This window comes from Bifidobacterium sp. CP2 (assembly GCF_018555635.1).
Lineage (GTDB): Bacteria > Actinomycetota > Actinomycetes > Actinomycetales > Bifidobacteriaceae > Bifidobacterium > Bifidobacterium saguinibicoloris.
The window spans coordinates 63,631-89,630 of the sequence record NZ_JAFEJX010000007.1 but is presented as its reverse complement, the minus strand read 5'-3'; the positions used below and the strand labels follow the sequence as shown (position 1 = coordinate 89,630).

Below are 26,000 nucleotides of genomic sequence, written 5' to 3'. Positions count from 1 at the left end.
GCCATGGGCTCGCAACTCGCATTGAAATCACGCATCCACTCCACCGAGTCGTTGGAGAAGATCTTCAACGCCCAGGAGATGATCGCGTCTTCGCACATCGCCAAGGCACGTGACGTCGCCTTGAACGCGAAGCCGTACACCGATGCGATTTTCGATGCCGTGCAAGCGCTGGTGGCGCACACCCACATCACGCATCCGATCGCGGTGAAGGACGAGAACAACCCGCGTGTGGCCGTTCTCGCCCTCACCTCGGATCGTGGCATGGCCGGCCCGTACACCTCTTCGATCATCCGCGAGACCGAGGCGCTGCTCGCCCGTCTCGAGGATGACGGCAAGCAGCCGGAGCTGTTCGTGTACGGGCGTCGTGGCTCGACGTACTACAAGTACCGCAACCGCGACGTCGTGGCCACGTGGGAGGGCGACACCGACCAGCCCGGCGTGGAAATCGCCGAGACCATCTCCAACACCCTGATGGACGCCTACATGAAGCCGGCGGACCAGGGCGGGGTCTCGGAGCTCTACATCGTCTACACCGAGTTCATCAACATGGTCGTGCAGAAGGTGCGCGTGCTGCGCATGCTGCCCGTCGAGATCGTGGGGAACACGGCCACCGTGCCGGATCCGGACCAGCAGGTCGACACGGCGAACATGCCGCCGCTGTACTCGTTCGAGCCGAGCATCGACGAGGTGCTGGACGCGATCCTGCCGAAGTACATCCAGTCCCGCATCCACGAATGCCTGCTGACCGCCGCCGCCTCCGAGACGGCGAGCCGTCAGAACGCGATGCACACGGCCACCGACAACGCACGCAACCTGATCGACGACCTCACCCGCAAGCTCAACGCCTCGCGTCAGGCCTCGATCACGCAGGAACTTACCGAGATCATCGGCAGCGCCGATGCTCTGAACAAGAAGGAAGAGTAGGAACGCACTATGGCTGCAAACCAGACCACTGCGGCTTCCGAGACCAACGGCGAGCCGATTCACGGACGCGTCACCCGTGTCCAGGGCTCGGTCATCGACGTTGAGTTCCCGGCGGGCCACATGCCCGACATCTACAACGCCCTGCATGTGACCATCGTCAACACGGGCGCCAAGGAGGAGGGCGAGGCCAAGGCCACCGAAATCACCCTCGAGGTCGAACAGCACCTCGGCGACTCCACCGTGCGCTGCGTCGCCCTGAAGCCGACCGACGGCCTCGTGCGCGGCGCCGCCGTGTACGACACCGGCTCCTCGATCTCCGTGCCGGTCGGCGACGTGACCCTCGGCCACGTCTTCGACGTCTCCGGCAACATCCTCAACAAGAAGCCGGAGGAGAAGATCACCGTCAAGGAGCGTTGGCCCATCCACCGCAACCCGCCGGCCTTCGACCAGCTGGAGTCCAAGACCCAGATGTTCGAGACGGGCATCAAGGTCATCGACCTTCTGACCCCGTACGTGCAGGGCGGCAAGATCGGTCTGTTCGGCGGCGCAGGCGTCGGCAAGACCGTGCTCATCCAGGAGATGATTCAGCGCGTGGCGCAGAACCACGGCGGCGTCTCCGTGTTCGCCGGCGTCGGCGAACGCACCCGTGAGGGCAACGACCTCATCGGCGAGATGGGCGAGGCCGGCGTTCTGCAGAAGACCGCACTGGTCTTCGGCCAGATGGACGAGCAGCCGGGCACCCGTCTGCGCGTGCCGCTGACCGCTCTGACCATGGCCGAGTACTTCCGCGACGTGCAGAACCAGGACGTGCTGCTGTTCATCGACAACATCTTCCGCTTCACGCAGGCCGGTTCCGAGGTGTCCACGCTGCTGGGCCGCATGCCTTCCGCCGTGGGCTACCAGCCGAACCTGGCCGACGAGATGGGCGCCCTCCAGGAGCGCATCACCTCCACGCGAGGCCACTCCATCACCTCGCTGCAGGCCATCTACGTGCCGGCCGACGATTACACCGACCCGGCCCCGGCCACGACCTTCGCCCACCTCGATGCGACCACCGAGCTGTCCCGCGACATCGCGTCCAAGGGCATCTACCCGGCCGTGGACCCGCTGAGCTCCACCTCGCGAATCCTCGATCCGCGCTACGTGGGCCAGGCCCACTACGAGTGCGCCAACCGCGTCAAGGCGATCCTGCAGCGCAACAAGGAACTGCAGGACATCATCGCCCTGATCGGTATCGACGAGCTCTCCGAAGAGGACAAGACCACCGTCAACCGCGCCCGTAAGATCGAGCAGTTCCTCGGCCAGAACTTCTACGTGGCCGAGAAGTTCACCGGTCGCCCGGGCTCCTACGTGCCGGCCGACGAGACCATCGAGGCCTTCACCCGCATCTGCGACGGCGTGTACGACGACGTCCCGGAGCAGGCGTTCTCCGGCATCGGCGGCATCGACGACCTCGAGGAGAAGTGGCACAACATGCAGAAGGAACTGGGTGCGTGATGGCTGGATCGGACAAGACCACGATGCAGGTCAACATCGTCGCCGCCGACCACCCCGTGTGGCACGGCGAGGCGAAGAGCGTGACCATCCCCGCCTATGAGGGCGGCATGGGCATCCTGCCGAACCATGAGCCGGTGCTCACGGTCATCAAGCAGGGCACGGTCACCGTGGTTGAACCCGATGAGGCCCGCCACATGTTCGAAGTGACCGACGGATTCATCTCCTTCGATTCGAACAAGCTCACCGTGGCCGTCGAGCGCGGCCGCGACGTGCAGTACTCCTCCGCGGAGCAGTGACCTCTCGCATCGTCAGGACCCCGATCGCACTTGGTGCGGTCGGGGTCCTCGCGTATGTCGCCGGGATGGGTCCTTCTTGTCCGGGGGGTTCCGGGATTTGTTGCGCTGGGGATACCTCAGTGCAAAGTTTCCCGGGGGTTTGGGGTGCCGTCCGGGATTTGTTGCGCGGGGAGTTAGTCAGTGCAAAGTTTCCCGGAGGTGGATCGGGGCTTCCGGGTTTCCTTGTGCTGGGGTTGGTTCAGCGCAAGGATTCCCGGAAGATGATTCTTGGTTCCGGGATTCCTTGTGCTGGTGGTCACTGAGTGCAAGGTTTCCCGGAGGCGGATCGGGGCTTCCGGGTTTCCTTGTGCTGGGGTTGGTTCAGCGCAAGGATTCCCGGAAGATGCGTCGGGTGCAGTGCATGCGGTACAGTGGCTCGCTATGCGCATCCTCGTCGCCGATTGCTCCGCCGTGTACTCCGGCCGTCTCAACGCCTCCCTGCCGCCCGCCAAGCGCGTGCTGCTCGTCAAGGCGGACAACAGCCTGCTTATCTTCTCCGAACTCGGCTCGTACAAGCCGCTCAACTGGATGAGCGCCCCCTGCACCATCAGGGAGACCGACCTGGACCCCGCGTCCGATGCCGTTGCCGATGACGCCGCCACGTCGTCGTCCGGCGACCCCGACCCCTCCGACGCCTCCGACGAACCGCGCCCCGTCAAACGCCTGCGCGTCACCGCCGACAAGACCTCCGACGTGCTCGACGTGACCATCACCCACGTCTACTCCGACCAGACCTTCGACCTCGGCCAGGATCCCGGCCTCGTCAAGGACGGCGTGGAGGACCACCTCCAGCACTACCTCGCCGAACAGATCGAACGCATCGGCGACGGCGCGAAGCTCGTGCGCCGCGAATACCCCACCGCCATCGGCCCAGTCGACATCATGGCCGTCAACGCCGAAGGCGAACACGTCGCCATCGAAATCAAACGCCACGGCGGCATCGACGGCGTCGAACAGCTCACGCGATACTGTGAGCTCCTCAACCGCGACCCGCTCCTCGCCCCCGTCCACGGCATCTTCGCCGCGCAGACCATCACTCCGCAGGCACGCGTCCTCGCCGAGGACCGCGGCTTCACCTGCCTCATCCTCGACTACGAGGAGATGAAGGGTACCGAAGACGACGCCCTGCGCCTGTTTTGATATACGAAAAGGGCGCCTCCCGACGGGAGGCGCCCTTTTCGTATATCGCGGCGCAGTGACCGCATACGTACCGATCAGTACGCGGCCAGGATATCCACCACGAACACCAGCGTGCTGTTCGCCGGAATCGACCCCTGCGCCGTGGAGCCGTAGCCCTTGTCCGGCGGGATGATGAGCAGCACCTGCGAGCCCACCGTCTGGCCCTTGAGGCCCTCCTGCCAGCCGGTGATCACGCCGTGGTCGCCGCCCGAATACAGGTCCGCGTCGATGGTGGTGTTCTTATCCCACGAGGAGTCGAACTGCGTGCCGTCCGTCAGCCAGCCCGTGTACTTGACCACCACGGTGTTCTTGTCCGTGGTCTCGGCGCCCGTGCCCTTCACCAGGGTCTGCGCCACCAGCGACGTCGCCGCCTTCTGCCCGTTCATGTCGATGGACGGCTTGCCGTTCTTCGCGCGCGTCACCTTCGGCAGGTCCGCCGGCACGTCCTTGACCACCTCGCCGGTGGCCTTCGTCAGGTCCCTGGAACGCGACACCAGCGTGTACGCGATGACGTACGATGTGCCGCTGCTGTTCGCGTCGTTCACGCCGAACGCGATCGTCGAGTTGACCTTCAGGCCCACCATCTTCTGGTACGGCGGGATCTGCTTGAGGTTCGCGTCGGTGAGCTGGATCGAGCAGTCCGGGGTGTTCTTCTCCCAGGAGCTCATCAGCTCGCTGCCGTCCTTCACGTTCACGGCCACGCCCTGGGCGCAGATGCGGTCGCCCTTCTTGATGACGGCGCCGTCGCCCTGCTGCAGCACGGCGTACGTGTTGTTCTGCACGGTCATCGGCGTGGTGGCGAGCTTGATCGACGGCTTCTGACCGAGCGTGCCGGACGCGGACACGCCGGTCATCTCGTCCATCTTCGTGGACGAATCGGACGACTGCGAGGAGCTGGACGACGACTTCTTCGTGTCCTTCGAACCGGAGTCGCCGCCGCACGCGGCGAGCGTCACGCACATGGCCAGCGAACAGGCGACGGCCATTGCGGAACGGAATACGGAAAGCTTGGTGGTATTGCGCATGACACACACCCTAGCCGCAGGCATGGCCCTGATTTCGGCGGATTGGAGCCGCTTTCAGACGGGGATTGTAGAATGGCCCGTATTATGAGTGCTGAAGAACGCAGGAACGCAACCCCCACCGACGCCGCGCGCAAGGCACGGCGTCACGCCGTGGTCATGCGCGGCGTGGTCACGCCGCTGTTCGGCCTGCTCGCCGTCGCGGCGTTCGCCGTGGGCGCGCTGAACGCCACGATATGGCAGCCGAGCCGCGTCATCGACGCGACGGCGGCCGTCACCGGCTCCCGATACGTGCTGACCGACCCGGACGTGCTGGGTCTGGTCGACGACAACGTGAAGGTCGCCGTGCAGGCGAAGGGCGGCGACGACGTATGCGTCGCCCTCGCCTCCGCCAAGGACGCCGCCGGATGGCTGTCCGGCGCGTCCTACACGCGCCTGACCGGCCTGTCCGACTGGTCGACGCTCGCCGTCGCGAAGGAGAAGTCCGGCACCAAGACGCAGACCAGCGACGCCGACGTCGCGTTCAAGGACTCCGACATGTGGCGCAAGGTCGCATGCGGCGCCGGAAAGGCCACGCTCGCCGCGAAGGCCGCGTCCGAAACCGACGTGGCGCTCGTCGACATCGGCGCCGCCGGCGCCTCCGGCACTGTCTCGTTCACCTGGACCCGCCAGACGCTGCCCGACTACGCCACCCCCATGTACTTCATCGGCGGACTGCTGGCCGTGCTGGCCGTACTGACCGCCACCGTGTTCGCCATGCCGCCGCACAAGCGCCGCAAGCGCGTGGTCGAAAGCTCCGGCGCCACGCAGGTCGAACCGCAGGCGGAACAGGAGGAGGTGAGCTTCGGCGAGGCCATGGCCGGCTCGCTCGGTGGCCTGAAACCCAGCTTCGCGCCGAAGGGACGTCGCCGCCGCAGGCACGCGGCCGGCGCCAACCCGCCGCAGCCGGTCGGCGACCAGCCGGTCGTCGTCGACCCGGGCGCACGCAACCTCGTCGCGGACGCGGCCGGCGCCGCCGGCGCGAACGGGACGGGCGCCGGGGCCGCGGGCGCATCGGGCGCCTACGACGACGCGGAGGCCACGTCGGTCATCTCGACGGACGAACTCCAGGCGTACTTCGCACGCCTCGCACAGGAGGTCGGCGACGCCGACGGCGACGCGGGCGACACGACGAACGGGGACGAGGAAGGAGCGAACCGATGAGAGGAACGACCACCGCAACGGCCATCATGACCAAAGCCGTCGCCGTCATGCTGTCGGCGGGCATGCTCGTCGCGCTCGCCGGCTGCGAAGGACAGGTGCCCAGGCCGAGCGCCGTCTCCTCCGCCGAACAGACGCCCGACCTCACGCAGGCGCAGGAGAAGAAGATCCGCGGCTCCATCCTCGAGGTCATCGACGCCGCCAACCAGTCGAAGAGCACCGACGGGCTGGACGCAAGACTCACCGGACCGCAGCTCGACGTGCGCTCCAGCGAGATCGCCATCGCGCAGGCCACCGGCAACCTCGACGCGAAGGCCACCATCCCCAGCGACATCACCCAGACCGTCATCCCCGTGGACGACGGCTGGCCGCGCACCGTATACAGCATCACCACCACCACCGAGGACCAGCAGAGCAAGCGCCTGCTCGTCATGACGCAGGACTCCGCCCGCCAGAACTACAAGCTGTGGGGCGTGGCCCGCCTCTTCCAGGGCGCCGAACTGCCCAAGTTCGAAGTGCCTGACCTTGGCACCGAAATGGGCGCCGCCAACGACGGCAAGCTCGTCACCACGCCCGAACGGGCCGTGCAGTGGTACGCCGACCTGCTCAACAACGGCGACTCCAGCAAGTACAAGGACAAGTTCGCCGACGACCTGTTCCGGCAGGATCTCCAGACGCTCAGCGCCACCGTGCAGCAGGGCATGGAGGCCAACAAGGGCACGCAGCAGCAGGAGTTCACCGTGCCCAAGGACCAGATCAAGGTGATGCGCTCCCCGGACGGCGCCGACCTCGTGGTGGCGCGCATCGACTCCGTATGGACGCGCCAGGCCGGCGAGGGGCGCGAGTCGCTGCCCGCCTCCGATGCGGAGAAGGCCCTGTTCGGCGATGGCACGGCCACCAGCACTATGAAGGTGACGTACGTGAACGTCATCGCCCTGGTGGTGCCGCGCGCCGACGCCAAGGGCGCCGCCGCGAAGATCACCGCCGTGGGTGCGGAACGCCAGCCGATCAAGGTGGAGGCGCTGTAGGCCTCGCCGGGACCGTGCCGTGGGGCGCCGTGCCGCGCGTCGCAGGGTGCGTGTTCGTGGACGGCGATACGCCGCCCGACATCTTCGATGCCACCGCTAAGATGAGTGGCGGCATCGTTGTATAGGCCGCCGTAAGGCGGGCGCGCGGGCGCACGCACGGACGTGCGTGGCGATACGCGCGGAAGTTGGAGGCATGACATGGCAGATCAGCCGAAGTTCAATCCCGGAGTGTCCCTGGCGGGAGCCGTCGACCTGGAGGCCCTGAGCCATCAGGTGAAGGCCGAACCCGGTCAGACGGGCGGCGCGCCCGCGGCCGGCGGATACGTCATCGACACCACCGAGAACACGTTCCAGGCGATGGTGCAGACCTCCGCCACGTTCCCGATCCTGCTGTTCCTGTGGATCCCCACCGACGACCGCCTCTTCCCGATGGCGCGGTTCCTGGCCGACGCGGTCAACGCGATGAACGGCCAGATCCAGATGTCCCGCATCGACATCTCCGCCTACCCGTCCATCGGACAGGCGCTGCAGGTGAAGGGCGCGCCGGCGCTGTTCGCGCTCGTCGGCGGCCGCCCCATGCCGCTGCTCGAAGGCCTGCCTACCGACGACGAGCTCACCCAGATCAAAGAGCAGGTGCTGCCGAAGATCGTGAACCTCGCCGCCCAGTCCGGCGTGACCGGCACCGCGCCGTATTCCGGCGACCCGGACGCCGTGGGCGGTACGGGTGATGGCGGTGCCGCAGGTGCCGCGGGTGCGGGTGCCGGTGCCGACGTGGTGCCGCCGGAGCATCAGGAGGCCCACCAGCTGGCCCAGGCCGGCGACTACGCCGGCGCGGCCGCGGCCTACGCGAAGGTGCTCGAATCCGATCCGTCCGACGCCGTGGCCGCCCGCGAGCGTGCCAAGGCGCTGCTGCTGGCCCGTTCCGGCTCCGCCGACGTGCGCGAGGTGCGCGCGGCCGCGGCCGACCGCCCGGACGACGTGGAGGCGCAGCTCGCCGTGGCCGACATCGACATGATCGGCGGTCAGATCCAGGACGCGTTCGACCGTCTGCTCGATTTCGTGGCCGCCGGGCACAAGGCCGACATCGAGCCGGTGCGCAAGCGCCTGCTCGAATACTTCGCCATCCCCGAGCCGACCGACGCGCGGCTGTCCGCGGCGCGCCGCCGCCTTGCCACGCTCATGTACTGACGTTCATGTGCTGATCGGCCGTGGCCTTCGCCACGGCCGCTACTCCATGCGGTTGCGGCCGAAGTACGGCTGGAAATGCGGGCCCTGGACGGCGAGCTCGCGTTCGAACTCGTCCTGCCATTCGGAGTACGGCCTGCCGGCCAGCCCGTCATTGTTGAACCGCGGCTGGTCGGTGATCTCCGTCACGCAGAACTTCGGGATCGTGAGGTTCGTCACCGGGGTGGCGCGTTCCGCCTCGGCGACGACGAGCGGCGCGTTCGCCCCGCCGAACACGTCCACGCTCCAGCCGTCCTCTGCGATCCACACGGAATACCGGTTCTTGACGACCAGCGCGCCGCCGCGCCGCACGAGCTCCACGGCGATGCGCGTATCGATGGCATGCTCCGATTCATACCGGGTGCCGCCCACGGACGGCCCCTTCACGGTGACGTACGCCTCCGAGAACCGCTCCTCGTATGCTTCGAGCACGGCGTACGGGTCCAGATCCGGGGTCATGTCGAGCCGCACGTCGCGCAGCAGCAGCCGGACGCGCAGCGCATAGTTGTCGGTGTGCACGTAGTAGCTCTGCAGGATGAGGGTGGGGTTGTCGCCGTCGTCGTATTCGGCGGGCATCTCGCGGCAGAAGAACCGGCGCTCGTATTCGAATTCGTTCACAGGCTCGGACATAACCCCAGTGTAGCGCCCGACACCCGCGGATTGCCGGAATTCCGGCCCGGGACGGCCATTTCGCGTGGTGCGGACGTGCATGGAACGCGAACGTGGTGTACAGTGGGGGAGTTGCGTTCCGCGTCGTGCGCGCGTGTGCGTGGCATGGGTCCGTAGCTCAGTGGATAGAGCGTCTGTCTCCGGAACAGAAGGTCGAGGGTTCGATCCCCTTTGGGCCCACCAAACAAGCCCGCTTCTCCGATTATCGGAGAAGCGGGCTTTGGCGTTCCTGCGGGCCCTTTGCGTCCCGAGGGCCGGCGCTCGCCGCGGTCATCCTCGGCAGTCATCCTTACGGCGGAGGCACCCTGATTTTTCCCTGAGGCGACCATGGGAAGACCATGAAAACGCACCGTCGCCCCACCTTCGCGCACCCATAATGAGGGCAGTGAAGACGATGAGGCCCGGTCGGAAAGACCGGGCCGTGTGGTTTGGAGGTGTGTGATGACGAATCGGCGGTGGAATCGCAATGCCGGGATCGGGGCGTGGCCCGGCTCGGGAGACGGCGCCGGGACACAGACCGCAACGCGGACCGGCACCCGAAGGCTGCTCGTGCAGCTGGTCATCCTCATGGTGTCCCTGTCGCTCGTCGCCGGCGTGGCCGTGGCCGCGAACCTGCGCCGGCGCGAACGCGACGGAATCGGCATCATCAGCGGCCCGGCCGCGGAAGCCGATACGGGCCGATGGCGCGTGCGGCCGCTCGCCATCGTGCATCGCGGCGACGATTCCGCACCCGAGAACTCGCTGCACGCCATCGCGAACGCTGGCGCGCGCGGCGCCGACTACGCCGAAATCGACGTGCGCCTCACTCGGGACGGCGTCCCCGTCGTCTTCCACGACGGACGCACCGGACGCCTTTCCGCCGACGGACTCGACCTGCGCGTCTCCGCGCTCACCGCCGACGAACTGCAGCACATGCGCATGAGCCAATACGGCGAGACGTTCCACGTGCCCACGCTGGCCGAGGCCATCGAGGCGGCGAAGCACTCCTCCGACCATCTGGGACTGCTGCTGCACCTCAAAAGCGACCCGCGGCATCCGGCCCGTCTCGACGACGCGGTGATGGCGCAGGTCGAGGACCGGCGTTTCGCCGACCGTGCGATGTTCATGTCCACGTTCGACGAGGACATCGAGATCGTCCACCGGCGTCACCCCGACTGGACCGTCGGCAAGTGCGTGAGCCCGAAGGGCCGTCCGCGCGTCGAATGGCCGCGCGACGCGAGTTTCGTCGTGATGCGCGGCGACCGCATCGACGCGCGCGTCATCGCGCACGCACGGCACGACGGCGTCCCCGTGTTCGCCGGCGTGAGCGACGACTACCGCAAGGGCAACGAATGCCTGCGTCTCGGCGCCGACGGCATCCTCGGCGGCGACACCCGGCGTGTGCTCGGCACCGTCGACCGTCACGCGGTCGACCTGCCGTCCCGCGGCGTCGAACCGGACGCCGCGACGCCGTGGCGACGGTGACGGCGTGCAGGAGCGTACGCCGCGCGATGGGCGTGACGTACGACAATGTGGTCATCGGCGGCCGGACCGCAACGAACGTACGCTACGCTGTGCGGTAGCGCATGGTCCGGAGGCGGCGCCTTCCGCAGGTCGGTCCGCGAGCCGTCCGGGGCAGTGCGTCGCAAACGTATCGTTCTTCGACGAAGGAGCACATATGAGCGAGAAGATGGAAGCGGTCGCGACCTCCGAGGCGCCGGCTGCGCTGGGCGCGTACAGCCAGGCGGTCAAGGCCAACGGCTTCGTGTTCGTGTCCGGCCAGCTGGGCATCGACCCGGAGACCGGCGAACTGGCCGGCGAGACCGCGGGCGAGCAGGCCGCGCAGGCACTGAAGAACATCAAGCACATCCTCGACACCGCCGGCACCGGCATCGAGCACGTGTGCCGCGCCACCATCTACCTGAAGAACGTCGAGGACTTCAAGGAGGTCGACGCCCGCTACGCCGAGGTGTTCATCGGCTCCGTCAAGCCGGCGCGTGTGGCGTTCGGCGGCAACGACATCCCCAAGGGCGCGCTCGTCGAGATCGACGCGATCGCCGTGCTGTGACGGTTGCGTTATGACCGTCCCGTGACCGTCGTGCTGCGGTCGTGGGCGGTTGCGTGACCGTCGCGCGGTACGCGATGCGATGAAGGCCGGTTCCGGTTCGTCCGGGCCGGCCTTCGTCGTCCCGCGGGCGCGTTGGGTACGCGGACGTTGCGGTGCGGGGTGCGGACGTTGCGGACGTTGCGACGTTGCGACGTTGCGACGTGGGGCGTCCCGGGCCGGTCGCGGATGGGCCGGACGCCCATGACTCCGCGGGCTCCGGAATACACGCGGGATATGCACGGGATGTGCAGGCCATTCATGGGACGGCGTTGGGTATCATACGGTGAGTCATCATCCGATGGCGTACACGTGACCCGAAGGAGCCCAGCATGGCCGACGCCGGAAATGGCAACGAAGACAACGGCGGCATGGAGGCCGGTGCGGCGACCGGTTCGATGGCCGAAGCGGCGGCCGGCTCCGAAGGACAGGCCACCGGTCTCGAACGCAAGATGGAATCCCGGCACCTGACGATGATCTCGCTCGGCGGCGTCATCGGCACCGGCCTGTTCGTCAGCTCCGGGTATACGATCCATCAGGCCGGACCGCTCGGCGCGATCCTCGCGTACGCGGTGGGCTCCCTGCTCGTCTACTGCGTGATGGTCTCGCTCGGCGAGCTGTCCGTGGCGATGCCGTACGCCGGCAGCTTCCACATGTATGCGAAACGCTTCATCGGCCCCGGCACCGCGTTCGTCATCGCGATCCTCTACTGGCTCAACTGGGCGGTGGCGCTCGCCAGCGAGTTCACCGCCGCCGGGCTGCTCATGCAGCGATGGTTCCCCGGCTCGCCCACCTGGGTGTGGTCGGCCGTGTTCATCGCGGTGGTGTTCGTGCTCAACATCCTTTCGGTGCGCCTCTACGGCGAGGCCGAGTTCTGGTTCGCCTCGATCAAGGTGTTCGCGATCGTCGCGTTCATCGTAATCGGCCTGTTGGCGATCTTCGGCGCGATGCCGATCTCCGGATACGATGCCGCGCCGCTGTTCCGCAACTTCTATGCGGACGGCTGGTTCCCGCAAGGGTTCGCTCCGGTCTTCTCGACCCTGCTGACCGTGGTGTTCGCGTTCTCCGGCACCGAGGTGGTGGGCGTCGCCGCCGGCGAGACGAAGGATCCGGGCCGTGCGATTCCGAAGGCCGTGCACACCACGGTGTTGCGTCTCGCGATCTTCTTCATCGGTTCGATCGCCGTGATGGCCGCGTTGATCCCGTGGCACAAGTCCGGGGTGGAGACCAGCCCGTTCGTGCTGGTGTTCCAGTCGATCGGCATGCCGTTCGCCGGCGACGTGATGAACTTCGTGGTGCTCACCGCCGTGCTTTCGGCGGCGAACTCCGGCCTGTACGTGTGCTCGCGCATGGTGTGGTCGCTCGCCAAGGAGCGGCTCATCCCGGCCCGCTTCGCGAAGACCAACTTCCACGGCGTTCCCGTATGGGCGGTGCTGTTCTCGATGGCCGGCTCCCTGCTGGCGCTGCTCTCTTCGGTGGTGGCCGCCTCGACGGTGTATCTCGTGCTGGTGGCCGTCTCGGGATTGGCGACGCTGGTGGTGTGGTTCTCTGTATGCGTGTGCCATATCCGGTTCCGCCGCGAATGGGCCGCCGCGGGACACACCCCGGATGAGCTCGGGTATCGTGCGCCGGGCTTCCCGGTGCTGCCGTGGCTGGCGATCGTGATGTGCCTCGGCGCTTTGGTGCTCGTCATCCTCGACGAGACCCAGCGTGCGACGCTGCTGTACATGGTGCCGTTCGTCGCGCTGTGCTACGGCGGTTATCATCTGTTGGAGCGGCGCCGCGGCGATTCGGACCGGTGATGGGGTTTCCGGGATTTGTTGTGCTGGGACACTGTCAGTACAAGGATTCCCGGATGATGTCGGTGGTTTCCGGGATTTGTTGTGCTGAGGTAACGTCAGCGCAAGGATTCCCGGGGATGGGGTACTTCGTCCGGGTTTTGTTGTGTTGGGGTGACCTCAGCGCAAGGATTCCCGGATGATGTCGGTGGTTTCCGGGATTTGTTGTGCTGGGGATGACCTCAGTGCAAGGATTCCCGGAACGAATGGAAGTCGGCGCGCCCGGTATCCTTGGAAGAATGAATCCTGAAGCGTTGAGCGAACTCATTTCGCGTATTGCCCACGATCTCGTCGCCGCCGGAAAGGCCGGCGAACTCACCGAAGATCTCATCCCGTCGGTCGCCAGATTCGCCGTCATGCGTCCGAAGGACCGCGCCCACGGCGACTGGGCCTCGAACGCCGCCATGCAGCTCGCCAAGAAGGCCGGTATGAAGCCGCGCGACCTGGCCGAGCTGTTCGCCGCCGAACTCACCGCCGCCGAAGGCATCTCCAAGGTGGAGGTCGCCGGCCCCGGCTTCATCAACATCACCCTCGACTCCGCGTCCGCGGCGGCCATCGTCGACCAGATCCTCGCCGCTCCGAAGACCGCGTCCGACAACGGCGCCGCCGTCTCCACGTTCGGCCGCAACGCCCACCTCGGCGGCGAGACCCTGAACCTCGAGTTCGTCTCCGCCAACCCGACCGGTCCGATCCACATCGGCGGCACCCGCTGGGCCGCCACCGGCGACTCCATGGCCCGCGTGCTCGAGGCCAACGGCGCCAAGGTGGTGCGCGAATACTACTTCAACGACCACGGCGAGCAGATCAACCGCTTCGCCAAGTCCCTCGTCTCCGCCTGGGCGGCGTTCAACGACCTCGGCGACAAGGGCTACCAGACCGAGGTCCCGTTCGACGGCTACAAGGGCGCGTACATCGGCGAGATCGCCGGCCGCGTCCAGGCCGAGGCCGAGAAGGACGGCGTGGACCTCACCGCGCTGAGCCACGAGGACCAGGGCCTCAACGCCGACGGCGAGCCCATCGGCGAGGCCGATTCCGAGCTGCGCGAGGAGTTCCGCAAGCGCGCCGTGCCGATGATGTTCGACGAGATCCGCAAGTCGATGAAGGACTTCCGCGTCCACTTCGACGTGTGGTTCCACGAGAACAGCCTCTACCAGGACGGCGAGGTCGACAAGGCCATCGCCGTGCTGCGCGACCGCGGCGACATCTACGAGAAGGACGGCGCCACCTGGTTCGCGTCCACGAACCACGGCGACGACAAGGACCGCGTCATCATCAAGTCCAACGGCGAGTTCGCGTACTTCGCCGCCGACATCGCCTACTACTGGAACAAGCGCCACCGCGACGGTGAGCCGTCCGCCCCGGCGGACGTCGCCATCTACATGCTCGGCGCCGACCACCACGGCTACATCGGCCGCATGATGGCCATGTGCGAGGCGTTCGGCGACAAGCCGGGCGAGAACATGCAGATCCTCATCGGCCAGCTCGTCAACGTGATGAAGGACGGCAGGCCCGTGCGCATGTCCAAGCGCGCCGGCAACGTCGTCACCATCGACGACCTTGTCGAGGCGATCGGCGTGGACGCCGCCCGCTATTCGTTGGCCCGCACCGACTACAACTCGCCGGTCGACATCGACCTCGACCTGCTCGCCAGCCACTCCAACGACAACCCGGTGTACTACGTGCAGTACGCGCACGCGCGCTCCTGCAATGTGGACCGCAACGCCGAGGCCGCGAACGTCACCGCGGAAGGCGCCGACCTGTCCCTGCTGGACACCGAGTCCGACGGCGAGGTGCTCGCCGCGCTCGCCCAGTGGCCGGCCGTCGTCAAGGAGGCCGGCGACAAGCGCGCCCCGCATCGCGTGGCCCGTTACCTCGAGGACCTTGCCGCCGCGTACCACAAGTGGTACAACGTGGAGCGCGTCGTCCCGATGGACCTCACCGGTCTCGAGGAGCGCGGCGATGAGGCGGAGCGTAAGGCGCTGCGCGTCGCCAAGGCCCCGGAGCCGGCCCGCGCCGCCGCCCGCCTGAAGCTCAATGACGCCGTCCAGGCGGTCATCGCCTCCGGCCTCGACCTCCTCGGCGTCACCGCCCCGGACAAGATGTGACGGGAGCGTCCACGACCATGCCCATCACCCCGATCTGGCCCGCGGCCAGCGCCATCGACCCCGTGACCGGCGCGCTCACGTTCCACGGGCGCACCGCCGAATCCCTGCTTGACGAGTTCGGCTCGCCGCTCTACCTCATCGACACCGACGAGGTCTCCAACCGCGCGAAATACTTCGTCAAAGCCGCGGCTGACGCGTTCCACAACTCCACCACGCACGTGAGCTTCGCCGGCAAAGCGTTCCTCAGCAAGGAGGTCGTGCGCCTCGTCACCGCCGCCGGCATGCTCGTCGACACCTGCTCGATGGGGGAGATGCGCATCGCCCTCGCCGCCGGCGCGCCCGGCCGTCGCCTCGTGCTGCACGGCAACAACAAGTCCGACGAGGAGATCGCGCTCGCCATCGAACAGGGCTTCGCGAAGATCGTCGTCGACTCGCCCGACGAGCCGGCGCGCATCGCCGAGATCGCGCATCGCCTCGGCAAGCGCGCCAAGGTGATGCTGCGCGTCACCTCCGGCATCCACGCGGGCGGCCACGAGTACATCTCCACCGCGCATGAGGACCAGAAGTTCGGCGTGCCGCTGCTGCCCGCCGGCGCCGACACGGCCGTGCTCGCCGTGCTCGCCGTGCTCGACGACCTCGCCGACGACCCGTCCGCCGTGACCCCGGCCGCGACCAACGCGCGCCTGTCCGAGAGGCGCGACGGCGACGGCAGGCCCGAGCGCACGCTCCAGTACGACGTCAAGTACCCGTACGACCTGAGCCACGAGCAGGTCTCCGAGAAGGACAAGGCGCTCGCCGCCGCGATGACCGCCGTGGCCGACGGCCCCGCGCTCGCCGTGCTCAAGGAGATCCAGAAGCATCAGGACGTGCTCGAGCTGGTCGGCATCCACTCGCACATCGGCTCGAACATCCACGACGCCGACGCGTTCATCCAGGCCGCCAAGCGCATGATGCTGCTCAGGAAGACCTTCTACGCGACCGACGCCTACACGCTGCCCGAGGTGGACCTCGGCGGCGGCTACTCCGTCGCCTACACGGACGGCGAGGATTCGATGGACGTGGCTCGCGAACTGAAGCGTCTCGCCGAGGCGGTCGGCGCCATCAACCGCGCGCTCGGCATGCCGGCGCCCGCGATCAGCTTCGAGCCGGGCCGTTGGATCGTCGCGCCCGCGGGCGTCACGCTGTACCGCGTCGGCACCGTCAAGCCGGTCACGCTGAGCGCGCACGACGGCAAGCAGCCGACCGACCGCGACGGCAATCCGATCGACGAGCGCGTGTACGTGTCCGTCGACGGCGGCATGAGCGACAACATCCGTCCGGCCCTGTACGGCGCCGACTACACGGCGCGTCTCGCGAACCGTCGCGGTTCGGCGGAGACGATGCTCACGCGCGTCGTCGGCATGCACTGCGAGTCCGGCGACATCGTCGTGCACGAGGTGCGCCTGCCCGCGGACACGCATCGCGGCGACGTCCTCGCCGTGCCGGTCACCGGCGCGTACGGACGCACGATGGCCAGCAACTACAACCAGGCGCTCATCCCGGCCGTCGCGGCCGTCGGCGAGGACGGCGCGCACCTGATGCTGCGTCGCCAGACCGTCGACGACCTGCTCGCCCTCGACGTGAGCGAGTGACGCCGCCGGTTCCGCCGCGTCGCACGCGACGCGCGGAAGCGTGCGGAACCGCCTGAAACGCGCGAAAGGCTCCCCTCGGGGAGCCTTTCGCGTTGGTACGGACGGTCCGTCCGACGCCGTCGGCGTGCGCGTCCGGAACGTCCGGCACGGCCGACGGCGCGTCGCCTACTTCACGGTCATCGTGCCGACCGTCTGGCCTGCGGCGACGGTGCCGGAGGCGTCGAGGTCGAGCGAGGCGATCGCGTCCGGATTGGTGAACACGACGATGACGTCGGTGGGCTTGCCGGCGTCCTTGACGGCCTGCACGTCCACACGTTCGATGGGCTTGCCGGCCGTGACCTTCTGGCCGGCGGCGACGAGCATGTCGAACGGCGCGCCCTTGAGCTGCACCGTGTCGACGCCGATGTGCACGAGCACCTCGACGCCGCCCTCGGTGGTGATGCCGACCGCGTGCTTGGCGTCGGCCACCGTCGTCACCGTGCCGGAGACGGGGGCGACGACCGTGCCGGACGTGGGCGTGACGCCGAAGCCGTCGCCCAGGATCTTCGCTGCGAACGTCTCGTCGGGCACCTCCTCGACCGGCTTGTACGCGCCGTCGACCGGCGCGACGACGGTGAGCGGCTTCGGCGCGGCCGGCGCTTCGGGCGCGGCCGCGTCCTTATGGAACAGACCCGAGAACAATCCCATGATGATCCTCCTTGACTGATGGGGCGAAACTGAATGGGCCGGGCTCACCGGCCATGCCTCCCACGCTACACCATGACCCGCGGGGAACATGTCGCGGAAAACCGGCCGCCCGGCCGTGACGGGGGTCTGCGGCCGGGCGGGGCAAGCGTGCGGATGGCGCGGGACGGGCGGGCGTCACGACTTGCGGTGGATCTCCTCCATCGCGTCGGCCACGGCCTGCACCTGCGTGCCGACCACCACCTGGATGTTCTTCGCGTCCATGACCTTCACGCCGGGGACGAGCTTGCGGATCGCGTCCACGTCCACCTTGGAGGTGTCCTGCACGCCCATGCGCAGACGGGTCACGCAGTTCTCGATGTCCACCACGTTGGCCTTGCCGCCGAGCAGCTCGTACAGCTTCGCGGCGAGCACGGACTCCTTGTTGGACTTCGCGGCCGTGGCGGCCGGAGCGGCGTCGTCGAGCGCGGCGGAGGAGATCTCCTCGTCGTCATCGCCGCGGCCCGGGGTCTTCAGGTTGAACTTCTTGATCATGAAGTCGAACACGAAGTAGTAGATGACCGCGAACACCAGGCCCTGGATGATGAGCATCCACGGCAGGTGGGCGCGCGGCACGTTGAGCGAGAGGAACCAGTCGATGAAGCCGGCGGAGAAGTTGAAGCCGGCGATCCACTGGAACGCGGCGGCGATGAACACCGAGAGGGCGGTGAGCAGCGCGTGCACCACGTACAGCGGGAACGCGGCGAACATGAAGGAGAACTCGAGCGGCTCGGTCACGCCGGTGAGGAACGCGGCGAGGCCGCCGGCCAGCATCAGGGAGCCGACCGCCTTGCGCTTCGAGGGCTTGGCGTTGCGGTAGATGGCGAACGCGCCCGCGGGCAGGCCGAACATCATGATCGGGAAGAAGCCGGCCTGGTACATGCCGGTCACGTAGGTGCCCCACGGGTGGAAGCCGCCGGTGGCCAGGACCGCCGCCTCCTTGCCGCTGAGGCCGCCGGTGCCGCTCCAGAACTTGGTGATGTCGTCGATGCCGGCGAGGTTGAACCAGAACACGTTGTTGAGTGCGTGGTGCAGGCCGGTGGGGATGAGCAGGCGGTTGAAGAACGCGTAGATGCCCGCGCCCACGGCGCCCATGCCCATGATGGCCTCGCCGAAGGAGACCAGGCCGTTGTAGATGAGCGGCCAGACGAACAGCAGGAGCAGCGAGATGACCGACATGATCGCGGCGGTCAGGATCGGCACGCAGCGGCGGCCGGAGAAGAACGCCAGGAAGTCGGGCAGCTTGACCTGATGGAACTTGTTGTACAGCGCGCCGGCGATGCAGCCGACCATGATGCCGAAGAACACGTTCTTGTTGCCGATGGCGCCGGCAGCGAAGGCCGGGTGCTCGGTGGCGACGGTCTCCGCGTCGAAGCCGAGGAACATCGAGGCCGAGCCCATGATCGTGGTGACGGTCATGAAGCCGACGAGGCCGGAGAGCGCCGAGGCGCCGTCCCTGTTCTTCGCCATGCCGATGGCCACGCCCACCGCGAACAGCAGGCCGAGGTTGTCGAGGATCGCGGAGCCGGTCTTGCACAGGTAGGCGGAAACCACGTTGTTGCCGCCCCAGCCGCTCGGATCGATCCAGTAGCCGATGCCCAGGAAGAGCGCCGCGGCCGGCAGACATGCCACCGGCAGCATCAGGGCGCGTCCCAGACGCTGGATATATGCCTTCATTCTTCTTTACCTCCCTCATTGCGAGGTTGTCATGAGCGGTGTGTGGGTGTCTCCCGATGCGTCGTCGTCGCCGCATCACTCCGGCCCGCCGTCGGGCCGTCGCTTTCTCCTGATCCGGTCCCCGTATGGCCGAGCATCGCCGTGGGGGAACCGTGCAGTACCGCTTCACAGGAAAGTGTACGTCAGGTTAAGCGCTTGCGGCAACCAATTGTTAAGAACATATGCGGAATTGGAGGCGCCCGGGGGAACCGTTGCAACCGCTGACCGCTACTCGGGGGTCGATTGTCGTCGCGACGGCGTCCGTCCCATATTCGTTAAGAGGCTTATCGTTCGGCGTGTCGAAAAGGTTCCGTAGGATGGGTGGCAGCGACTACCCGCTGAACGGCCGAATGTCAGGAGGAAATCCCGTGGCTACAGACAACACAACCCCGATCCGCGTAGGCCTGCTGGGCGCCGGCACCGTGGGTTCGCAGACCGCCCGCCTCATCGTGGAGCAGAAGGAGGAGCTCGCCGCACGCGTGGGCCGCCCCATCGAGCTGACCGGCGTGGCCTGCCTCGACCCGAAGGAGACCGAGCGGTTCCCGTGGATCGACCAGTCCATCGTCACCACGGACACCATGCACGTGGCCACCAGCTCCGACATCGTCATCGAGCTCATCGGCGGCACCTCCGTGGCCCGCACGTTCGTGCTCGCCGCCATCGAATCCGGCGCCTCCGTCGTCACCGCCAACAAGGCGCTGCTCGCCAAGTACGGCCCGGAGATCTACGCGGCCGCCGAGGCCAAGGGCGTCGACATCTACTTCGAGGCGGCCGTGGGCGGCGCGATCCCGTTCCTGCGCCCGCTGCGCGAGAGCCTCGTCGGCGACAAGGTGACCAGCATGCTGGGCATCGTCAACGGCACCACCAACTACATCCTCGACGAGATGACCACCAAGGGCCTCCAGTTCGACGACGTCCTCAAGGACGCGCAGGCCAAGGGTTACGCCGAGGCCGACCCCACCGGCGACATCGAGGGCTACGACGCCGCCAACAAGGCCGCCATCATGGCCACGCTCGGCTTCCACACGCCCGTCACCATCGACGACGTCTCGGTCGAGGGCATCACCAAGATCACCGCCGACGACATCGCCGCCGCCACCAACGAGCACAAGGTCATCAAGCTGCTCGCCGTGGTGGAGAACGGCGAGGCCGGCGTCTCCGCGCGCGTCTACCCGGCGCTCCTGCCCGAAAGCCACCCGCTCGCCTCCGTGCACGGCTCCTTCAACGCGATCTTCGTCAAGGCCGAGGCGGCCGACGACCTCATGTTCTACGGCCGTGGCGCCGGCGGCGCACCCACCGCCTCCGCCGTCGTGGGCGACGTCGTGACGGTGGCCCGCCACATCGCCGCCGGCTGCACCGGCCCGGCCATCCCGCTGTACAAGCAGCTGCCGAAGGCCCCCATCAACGCCAACAAGGCCGCGTTCGCCGTGCGCTTCCTCATCCACGACAAGCCGGGCGTGCTGGCCGCCATCGCCACCGAGTTCGCCAAGCGCGGCGTGTCCATCAACGGCGTCAACCAGGACCTCAAGCCCTCGCTCAAGGCCCCGGGCTACGACGGCGAGGTCCAGCAGCTGCGACTCGTCACGCACCTGACCGACGAGGTCACCCTGCGCGAGACCGTCCAGGCCGTGCAGCGCCTCGACTCCGTCACCGGCGAGCCGTCCATCCTGCGCGTGCTCGACTGACCGCAACCCGTCCATCCCCCGGCCGCGCACAGGCGGCCGGGGGATTTCTGCAATACGCGCCGCGACGCCCGCCGCGACTCCCCGAGACGGCCCGCGACCAAACGAAGGAAGACAGAAGACATATGAACCCCATCTGCAGCAGCGTCCACGTGCGCGTGCCGGCCACCAGCGCCAACCTCGGCTCCGGCTTCGACACCGTGGGCCTCGCACTCGACTACCACGACGAACTCACGTTCACGCTCAACGACGATCCCGTCGACGGCGTCGCCCACGTCATCATCCACGGCGAGGGCGAGGACACGCTGCCGCGCGACGAGACGCATCTCGTCGTCTCCACGTTCCGCCGCGCCTGCGCCACGTTCGGCCTGGGACGCCTCGGCTTCACGCTCGAGGCGACGAACAACATCCCGCAGGCGCGCGGCATGGGCTCCTCCGCCGAGGCGATCGTCGCCGGCATCGCGGCGGCGGCCGCGTTCGCCCAGCCCGGCGGGCTCAACCGTCCGGCCATCTTCGACATGGCCGCGCAGATCGAGGGCCATCCGGACAACGTGGCGCCGGCCGTGTTCGGCGGTCTCACCGTCTCCTGGGACTTCGCCACCGCCGAAGGCGTCGGCTCCGTGGCCATCCCCGGCGGCGACCCGCTGCACGGCGGCTTCCACACGGTGAACTACCCGGTGGATCCGGCCATCACCGCCGCCGTGTTCGTGCCCGACTACGAGCTGTCCACCGAGAAGGCGCGCCAGGCGCTGCCCGGCGAACTGCCGTACAAGGACGCCGTCTACAACGTCTCGCGCGTGGGACTCCTGCCCGCCGCGATGAACCCGTCCATCCTGGCCAAGACCGACGAGGGTTCCGCCGACGCCGGGCACCAGGCCAACGCGCTGCTGTTCACCGCCACGCAGGACCGCCTCCACCAGCCGTACCGCGCGCCGCTCATGCAGCCGTCCGCCGACCTCATCGCCCTGTTCCGCTCCAAGGGCTACGCGGCCGCCGTCTCCGGCGCCGGCCCGTGCGTGCTCGTGCTGCATCACGGCGACGCCCGCGCCGCCATCGACGAGATCGCCGCCGAACAGCTCGCCTCCGGTCATTGGAAGGTGCTGCACCTGCCGATCGACGGCGACGGCGTGGAAGTGGAGCGCCGCTGATGTCCGTTCCGCTGATTCTCGCGTCCAAGTCCAAGCCGCGCCGCGACGTGCTGTACGCGGCGGGCGTCTGCCCGACCATCCGCGTCTCGCACGTCGACGAGCCGGCCGCGCTCGAGGCGGCCGCCGTCGCCGCCGGCACGACGGTCGACGCCCTCACCGTCGAACAGCGCGTGACGATCCTCGCCTCGGCCAAGGCCCAGGCCGTGCACCGCGCCTACCGCGACGTGGCCGCGACGGCCGCCGCCGCGACCGGCGAACGCGTCATCGCCTATCCGATGCGCGCCGAAGCCGTCATCGCCGAAGACGAGGCGCGTGAGGCCGCCGTCGGCACGTCGTCCGACGCGTCCGCGGCGGACGGCGACATCGACTACTCGAAGGCCGTCGTCGCCTCGACGCGCGACTTCTCCGGCATCGACATGCCGACCGTCACCGAGCCGATCTCCAACGTCGTCGCGCTCCAGCCGGGACTCACGCGCGCCGAGGTCGGCCCGCTCATCGTCGGCTGCGACTCGATGTTCCTGCTGGACGGCGAATGCTACGGCAAGCCGCACAGCGCCGACGTGGCGCGCGAGCGCCTGCGCCGCATGCGCGGGGCGACCGGCGAGCTGTGGACCGGACACTGCGTCGTCGACTTCGCCTCCGGGAGGGTCGTGCGCGGCGCGAGCCATGCCCTCGTCCACTTCGCCGACTACTCCGACCGCGACATCGAACGCTACATCGCCACCGGCGAACCGCTCGAAGTGGCCGGATCGTTCACGCTCGAAGGCTTCGGCGGCGCGTTCATCGACGGCATCGAAGGCGACCCGCACGGCATCATCGGCATCAGCCTGCCGCTGCTGCGCAGGCTCACCGCCGAACTCGGCGTCGACTGGACCGACCTGTGGAACGTGGCGCGCGGCGAGAGCCTGCCGGGCGTGCTCGACAAGGACGGCAAGGAGCTGCCGCCCGCGGAGAACGTCCACCAGCCGGGCGACGGCTGGGTCGACTGCGCGTGCGGACGCAAGCATTGGGGCACGAACGGCGCGTCCGGCGTCCTGCTGGCTCGCCGCGACGCGGCGACCGGAGCGGTGACGCACGTCGTCATGCAGCATCGTGCCTCGTGGTCGGCGGAGGGTGGCACGTGGGGCATCCCCGGCGGCGCCACCGCGGACGGCGAATCGCCTATTGAAGGTGCGCTGCGCGAAAGCTACGAGGAGGCGAACATCACCCCGGAGGACATCGAGGTGGTCGGCTCCTACCGCGAGGACCACGGTCCGTGGGCGTACACCACCGTGTTCGCGTTCGAAAAGCCGGGACGCCGCGTCACGCCGCGCGCGAACGACGACGAGAGCAAGGAGATCGCCTGGGTGCCCGTCGACGAGGTCCCGGACCGTCGCCTGCTCACCGCGATGAGGACTGATTGGCCGCGCTTCCGCGCACGTCTCGACGCGCTCGCCGAAGCGAACCGCGGACGCTGACGACAGGCCCGGCGGCCGTGCCGCGACGGTTCATCGCGCTCCTCAGCTCAACAGGAAAGCGATGAGCGCGATGAACACCGGGCTCGTCATCGTGGACATGAGGATGCCGTCGCGCGCGAAGGTGAGGCCCACGTTGTACCGGGCGGCGTAGTTGTACACGTTCTGCCCGGTGGGCAGCGCGGCGAGCACCACGCACGCGTACAGCTCCGGCCCGCGGAAGCCCATCATGAAGTAGGCGAGCAGGAACGCGATGATCGGCATGACGATGTTCTTGATCACCGCCACCGTGAAGATCGCGGGCCTGTCGCCCTTCTGCTGCAGCGGCTTCGTGCCGTGCAGCGACATGCCGAACGCCATGAGGATCATCGGCACCGCCGATTCGCCGATCATGTTGATGGGATCGTAGATGTAGTTCGGCACGGGGAACCAGCCCAGCTTCGCGTTCAGCGCGGAGACCACGATGCCGAGCAGCGAGCCGATGAGCAGCGGCTGGTGCAGCGGCTGCTTCGCGATCTCCTTGACGGACGCCTTGCCCTTCGTGGTGACGTCGAGCACGGTGAGCGCGATCGGTGTGAACAGGGCCTGCTGCATGACGAGGATCGGCGCCACGAGCGCGCCGTTGCCGAGGATGTACGTGGCCACCGGCAGGCCGATGTTGTTCGAGTTGAGATACAACGAGTTCAATGCGCCGATGGTGGCGTCCGGGGCCTTCAGGTGGAAGAACGCGCGGTTGAGCGCGAGGAACGCGAGCCCCGCGAGCATGGCGGAGAGGAACGCCACCACGATCGAGGGATGGAAGATGTCGAAGATCGGCTCCTTGGCGAGGATCGCGAACATCAGGCACGGGCTGGACACGAAGAACGAGAAGCGGTTGAGCACCATCTGCGCGCTCGGGCCGCCGATGCGCATGCGCGCGGCCACATAGCCCACGAAGATCACGATGCCGATGACGCAGAACCCCTGCATGGCGCTCAATAGACCTGGCATTCCCGAATTCCCTCTTTTCCTGCTTCCCGGGGCTGTTCCCGCGTATCGCGTGTCACGTTCCCGCGTATCCCGCGTACCGCGTACCTGCGGGCCGTCACCTCGAGTGTGGCACAGACCGTCGCGCGCATCCGTGAAATCTCACCCAATGGTAAGGGGATTCACATTCCCGGGGCCGCCGATAGGATGGACGCCATGACGATTTCCCTGGACCCCGCCGCCTCCCGCGCCGCGCAGCTCGACGCCCTGCTCGAGCAGATCATGACCGTGTACTCCGTGAGCGACGACGAGGGTCCGCTCGCCGACGACATCGAGGCGTTCCTGAAGGCGTACGCGCATCTGACCGTGCGCCGCCACGGCGACACGGTCGTCGCCTCCACCGCCTTCGGCCTTCCGAACCGCGTCATCCTCGCCGGGCACATCGACACCGTGCCGGTCATCGACAACTTCCCGCCGCGCTGGCTGGAGCCCGGCGACCCGCTCATCCGCGCCGACGTGGCCGAGGCCCATCCGGGCGAGCGCGTCCTGTGGGGCCGCGGCGCCACCGACATGAAGGCGTCCGACGCGGTGATGCTCCAGCTCGCCGCCGTGCTCGACGGCGCGACGCCGCAGACCACGCCCAAGGTCGACCTCACGTACGTCTTCTACGACCATGAGGAGGTCGTCGCCGAGAAGAACGGCCTCAGGAAGGTCGTGGAGGCCCACCCCGATTGGGTGGAGGGCGATTTCGCGATCATCGGCGAGCCGACCAGCTGCGGCATCGAGGGCGGCTGCAACGGCACGATCCGCTTCGACGTGGTCACGCACGGCGTGGCCGCGCACTCCGCCCGCGCGTGGATGGGCGAGAACGCCATCCACAAGGCCGCGGACATCCTGAACCGTCTCAACGCCTACAACGACCGCGGCCCCGCGGACGTCGAAGTGGACGGCCTCGTCTACCGCGAGGGCCTCAACGCCACGCTGATCTCCGGCGGCAAGGGCACGAACGTCATCCCGGACGAGTGCCGCGTGCATGTGAACTACCGGTTCGCGCCGGACAAGACCGTGACCGAGGCGAAGGCCCTGATGATGGGCGCGGACGCGGGCGCCGAGCTCGGCAACGGCGAGCACGTGGCCACCGGCGGCGTGTTCGAAGGCTACGGCATCGAGATGAAGGACGAATCGCCGTCCGCGCGCCCCGGCATGGACGCGCCGCTGGCGGTCTCGCTCGCGAAGCTCGTCAAGGAACGCACCGGCCGCGACCCGCTCGCCAAGCTCGGGTGGACCGACGTGGCCCGTTTCTCCCAGCTCGGCGTGCCCGCCGTGAACCTCGGCGCCGGCGACCCGCTGCTCGCCCACAAGCACGACGAGCAGCTGCCCGAATCGGATCTGACGCTGCTCGCCGACATCCTGCTGCGCTGGCTCGTCGCGGAGCGCTGAACGCCGTCGTTCGTCGTGCGCTCCGCCGGCCCGTCAGTCGTGCCGTCCGCCGTCCAACGCGCCGACGCGACGGGCGCGCCGTCGCGCCCGGGCGCGTGATGGACGGGGGACGCGTGAAGTTGTGGCATACTTGAGG

At 67.9% G+C, this 26,000-nt stretch carries 21 protein-coding genes and 1 tRNA gene; 17 read left to right on the top strand and 5 right to left on the bottom strand.

The window, feature by feature from the left end; translation table 11 throughout:
* Positions 1–3 precede the first annotated feature (3 nt).
* The 4 genes from JS531_RS07045 (at position 4) to nucS (ending at position 3,896) form a co-directional block, all read left to right on the top strand.
* Complete coding sequence (locus JS531_RS07045) at positions 4–924, top strand: F0F1 ATP synthase subunit gamma (RefSeq protein WP_214314462.1); 921 nt, start codon at positions 4–6, stop codon at positions 922–924.
* A gap of 9 nt (positions 925–933) precedes the next feature.
* On the top strand, positions 934–2,421 hold the full coding sequence (gene atpD, locus JS531_RS07040; protein ID WP_214314460.1) for a F0F1 ATP synthase subunit beta: 1,488 nt from the start codon (positions 934–936) through the stop codon (positions 2,419–2,421).
* Entirely contained in the window at positions 2,421–2,717 is a 297-nt protein-coding gene (locus JS531_RS07035; protein ID WP_214314458.1) for a F0F1 ATP synthase subunit epsilon, read from the top strand. The genes atpD and JS531_RS07035 overlap by 1 nt, the downstream gene beginning before the upstream one ends.
* 420 nt (positions 2,718–3,137) lie before the next feature.
* Positions 3,138–3,896, top strand: a complete 759-nt coding sequence (gene nucS / locus JS531_RS07030; RefSeq protein WP_214314456.1) for an endonuclease NucS — start codon at positions 3,138–3,140, stop codon at positions 3,894–3,896.
* A 74-nt stretch (positions 3,897–3,970) separates the two neighbouring features.
* Here nucS and JS531_RS07025 read toward each other — a convergent pair whose 3' ends face one another.
* Positions 3,971–4,960 carry an FKBP-type peptidyl-prolyl cis-trans isomerase gene (locus JS531_RS07025; protein ID WP_214314454.1) on the bottom strand — a complete coding sequence of 330 codons (990 nt, stop codon included), beginning with the start codon at positions 4,958–4,960 and terminating at the stop codon, positions 3,971–3,973.
* Positions 4,961–5,044: 84 nt separating this feature from the next.
* Between JS531_RS07025 and JS531_RS07020 the strand changes: the two genes are divergently transcribed.
* The 3 genes from JS531_RS07020 (at position 5,045) to JS531_RS07010 (ending at position 8,373) form a co-directional block, all read left to right on the top strand.
* On the top strand, positions 5,045–6,160 hold the full coding sequence (locus tag JS531_RS07020) for a hypothetical protein (protein ID WP_240542094.1): 1,116 nt from the start codon (positions 5,045–5,047) through the stop codon (positions 6,158–6,160).
* Positions 6,161–6,186: 26 nt separating this feature from the next.
* Positions 6,187–7,185 carry a hypothetical protein gene (locus JS531_RS07015; protein ID WP_214314584.1) on the top strand — a complete coding sequence of 333 codons (999 nt, stop codon included), beginning with the start codon at positions 6,187–6,189 and terminating at the stop codon, positions 7,183–7,185.
* A gap of 198 nt (positions 7,186–7,383) precedes the next feature.
* Positions 7,384–8,373, top strand: a complete 990-nt coding sequence (locus JS531_RS07010) for a co-chaperone YbbN (RefSeq protein ID WP_214314452.1) — start codon at positions 7,384–7,386, stop codon at positions 8,371–8,373.
* Between the two features lie 39 nt (positions 8,374–8,412).
* Here JS531_RS07010 and JS531_RS07005 read toward each other — a convergent pair whose 3' ends face one another.
* Complete coding sequence (locus tag JS531_RS07005) at positions 8,413–9,039, bottom strand: hypothetical protein (protein ID WP_214314450.1); 627 nt, start codon at positions 9,037–9,039, stop codon at positions 8,413–8,415.
* Positions 9,040–9,185: 146 nt separating this feature from the next.
* Between JS531_RS07005 and JS531_RS07000 the strand changes: the two genes are divergently transcribed.
* From JS531_RS07000 to JS531_RS06975, 6 genes are all read left to right on the top strand, one after another.
* Positions 9,186–9,261: transfer RNA gene (locus JS531_RS07000), tRNA-Arg, on the top strand.
* Positions 9,262–9,627: 366 nt separating this feature from the next.
* Positions 9,628–10,542, top strand: coding sequence for a glycerophosphodiester phosphodiesterase family protein (locus JS531_RS06995; protein ID WP_214314448.1), 915 nt, complete (start codon positions 9,628–9,630; stop codon positions 10,540–10,542).
* A 193-nt stretch (positions 10,543–10,735) separates the two neighbouring features.
* On the top strand, positions 10,736–11,125 hold the full coding sequence (locus tag JS531_RS06990; RefSeq protein WP_163197027.1) for a Rid family detoxifying hydrolase: 390 nt from the start codon (positions 10,736–10,738) through the stop codon (positions 11,123–11,125).
* A 434-nt stretch (positions 11,126–11,559) separates the two neighbouring features.
* A complete protein-coding gene (locus JS531_RS06985) occupies positions 11,560–12,963 on the top strand; it encodes an amino acid permease (RefSeq protein WP_214314582.1) in 1,404 nt (467 codons plus the stop codon).
* A 275-nt stretch (positions 12,964–13,238) separates the two neighbouring features.
* Complete coding sequence (gene argS, locus JS531_RS06980; RefSeq protein ID WP_214314446.1) at positions 13,239–15,104, top strand: arginine--tRNA ligase; 1,866 nt, start codon at positions 13,239–13,241, stop codon at positions 15,102–15,104.
* A gap of 17 nt (positions 15,105–15,121) precedes the next feature.
* On the top strand, positions 15,122–16,735 hold the full coding sequence (locus JS531_RS06975) for a diaminopimelate decarboxylase (RefSeq protein WP_214314444.1): 1,614 nt from the start codon (positions 15,122–15,124) through the stop codon (positions 16,733–16,735).
* Positions 16,736–16,900: 165 nt separating this feature from the next.
* Here JS531_RS06975 and JS531_RS06970 read toward each other — a convergent pair whose 3' ends face one another.
* Both JS531_RS06970 and nagE read right to left on the bottom strand, forming a co-directional pair.
* Complete coding sequence (locus tag JS531_RS06970) at positions 16,901–17,422, bottom strand: PTS glucose transporter subunit IIA (RefSeq protein ID WP_214314442.1); 522 nt, start codon at positions 17,420–17,422, stop codon at positions 16,901–16,903.
* A 174-nt stretch (positions 17,423–17,596) separates the two neighbouring features.
* Positions 17,597–19,135, bottom strand: coding sequence for an N-acetylglucosamine-specific PTS transporter subunit IIBC (gene nagE / locus JS531_RS06965; protein WP_214314440.1), 1,539 nt, complete (start codon positions 19,133–19,135; stop codon positions 17,597–17,599).
* Positions 19,136–19,542: 407 nt separating this feature from the next.
* Here nagE and JS531_RS06960 point away from each other — a divergent pair, with 407 nt between their 5' ends.
* The 3 genes from JS531_RS06960 to JS531_RS06950 all read left to right on the top strand — a co-directional run bounded on the left by JS531_RS06960 (position 19,543) and on the right by JS531_RS06950 (position 23,461).
* Complete coding sequence (locus tag JS531_RS06960) at positions 19,543–20,859, top strand: homoserine dehydrogenase (protein WP_214314438.1); 1,317 nt, start codon at positions 19,543–19,545, stop codon at positions 20,857–20,859.
* Positions 20,860–20,981: 122 nt separating this feature from the next.
* Positions 20,982–22,004 carry a homoserine kinase gene (thrB, locus tag JS531_RS06955; RefSeq protein ID WP_214314436.1) on the top strand — a complete coding sequence of 341 codons (1,023 nt, stop codon included), beginning with the start codon at positions 20,982–20,984 and terminating at the stop codon, positions 22,002–22,004.
* A complete protein-coding gene (locus tag JS531_RS06950; RefSeq protein WP_214314434.1) occupies positions 22,004–23,461 on the top strand; it encodes a Maf family protein in 1,458 nt (485 codons plus the stop codon). Before thrB ends, JS531_RS06950 begins: the two co-directional genes overlap by 1 nt.
* Before the next feature lie 42 nt (positions 23,462–23,503).
* On the opposite strand, the gene JS531_RS06945 is transcribed toward JS531_RS06950, so the two are convergent.
* Complete coding sequence (locus JS531_RS06945) at positions 23,504–24,448, bottom strand: AEC family transporter (RefSeq protein WP_214314432.1); 945 nt, start codon at positions 24,446–24,448, stop codon at positions 23,504–23,506.
* 192 nt (positions 24,449–24,640) lie between these two features.
* Here JS531_RS06945 and dapE point away from each other — a divergent pair, with 192 nt between their 5' ends.
* Complete coding sequence (gene dapE, locus JS531_RS06940) at positions 24,641–25,864, top strand: succinyl-diaminopimelate desuccinylase (protein WP_214314430.1); 1,224 nt, start codon at positions 24,641–24,643, stop codon at positions 25,862–25,864.
* The last annotated feature ends 136 nt before the right edge of the window (positions 25,865–26,000 follow it).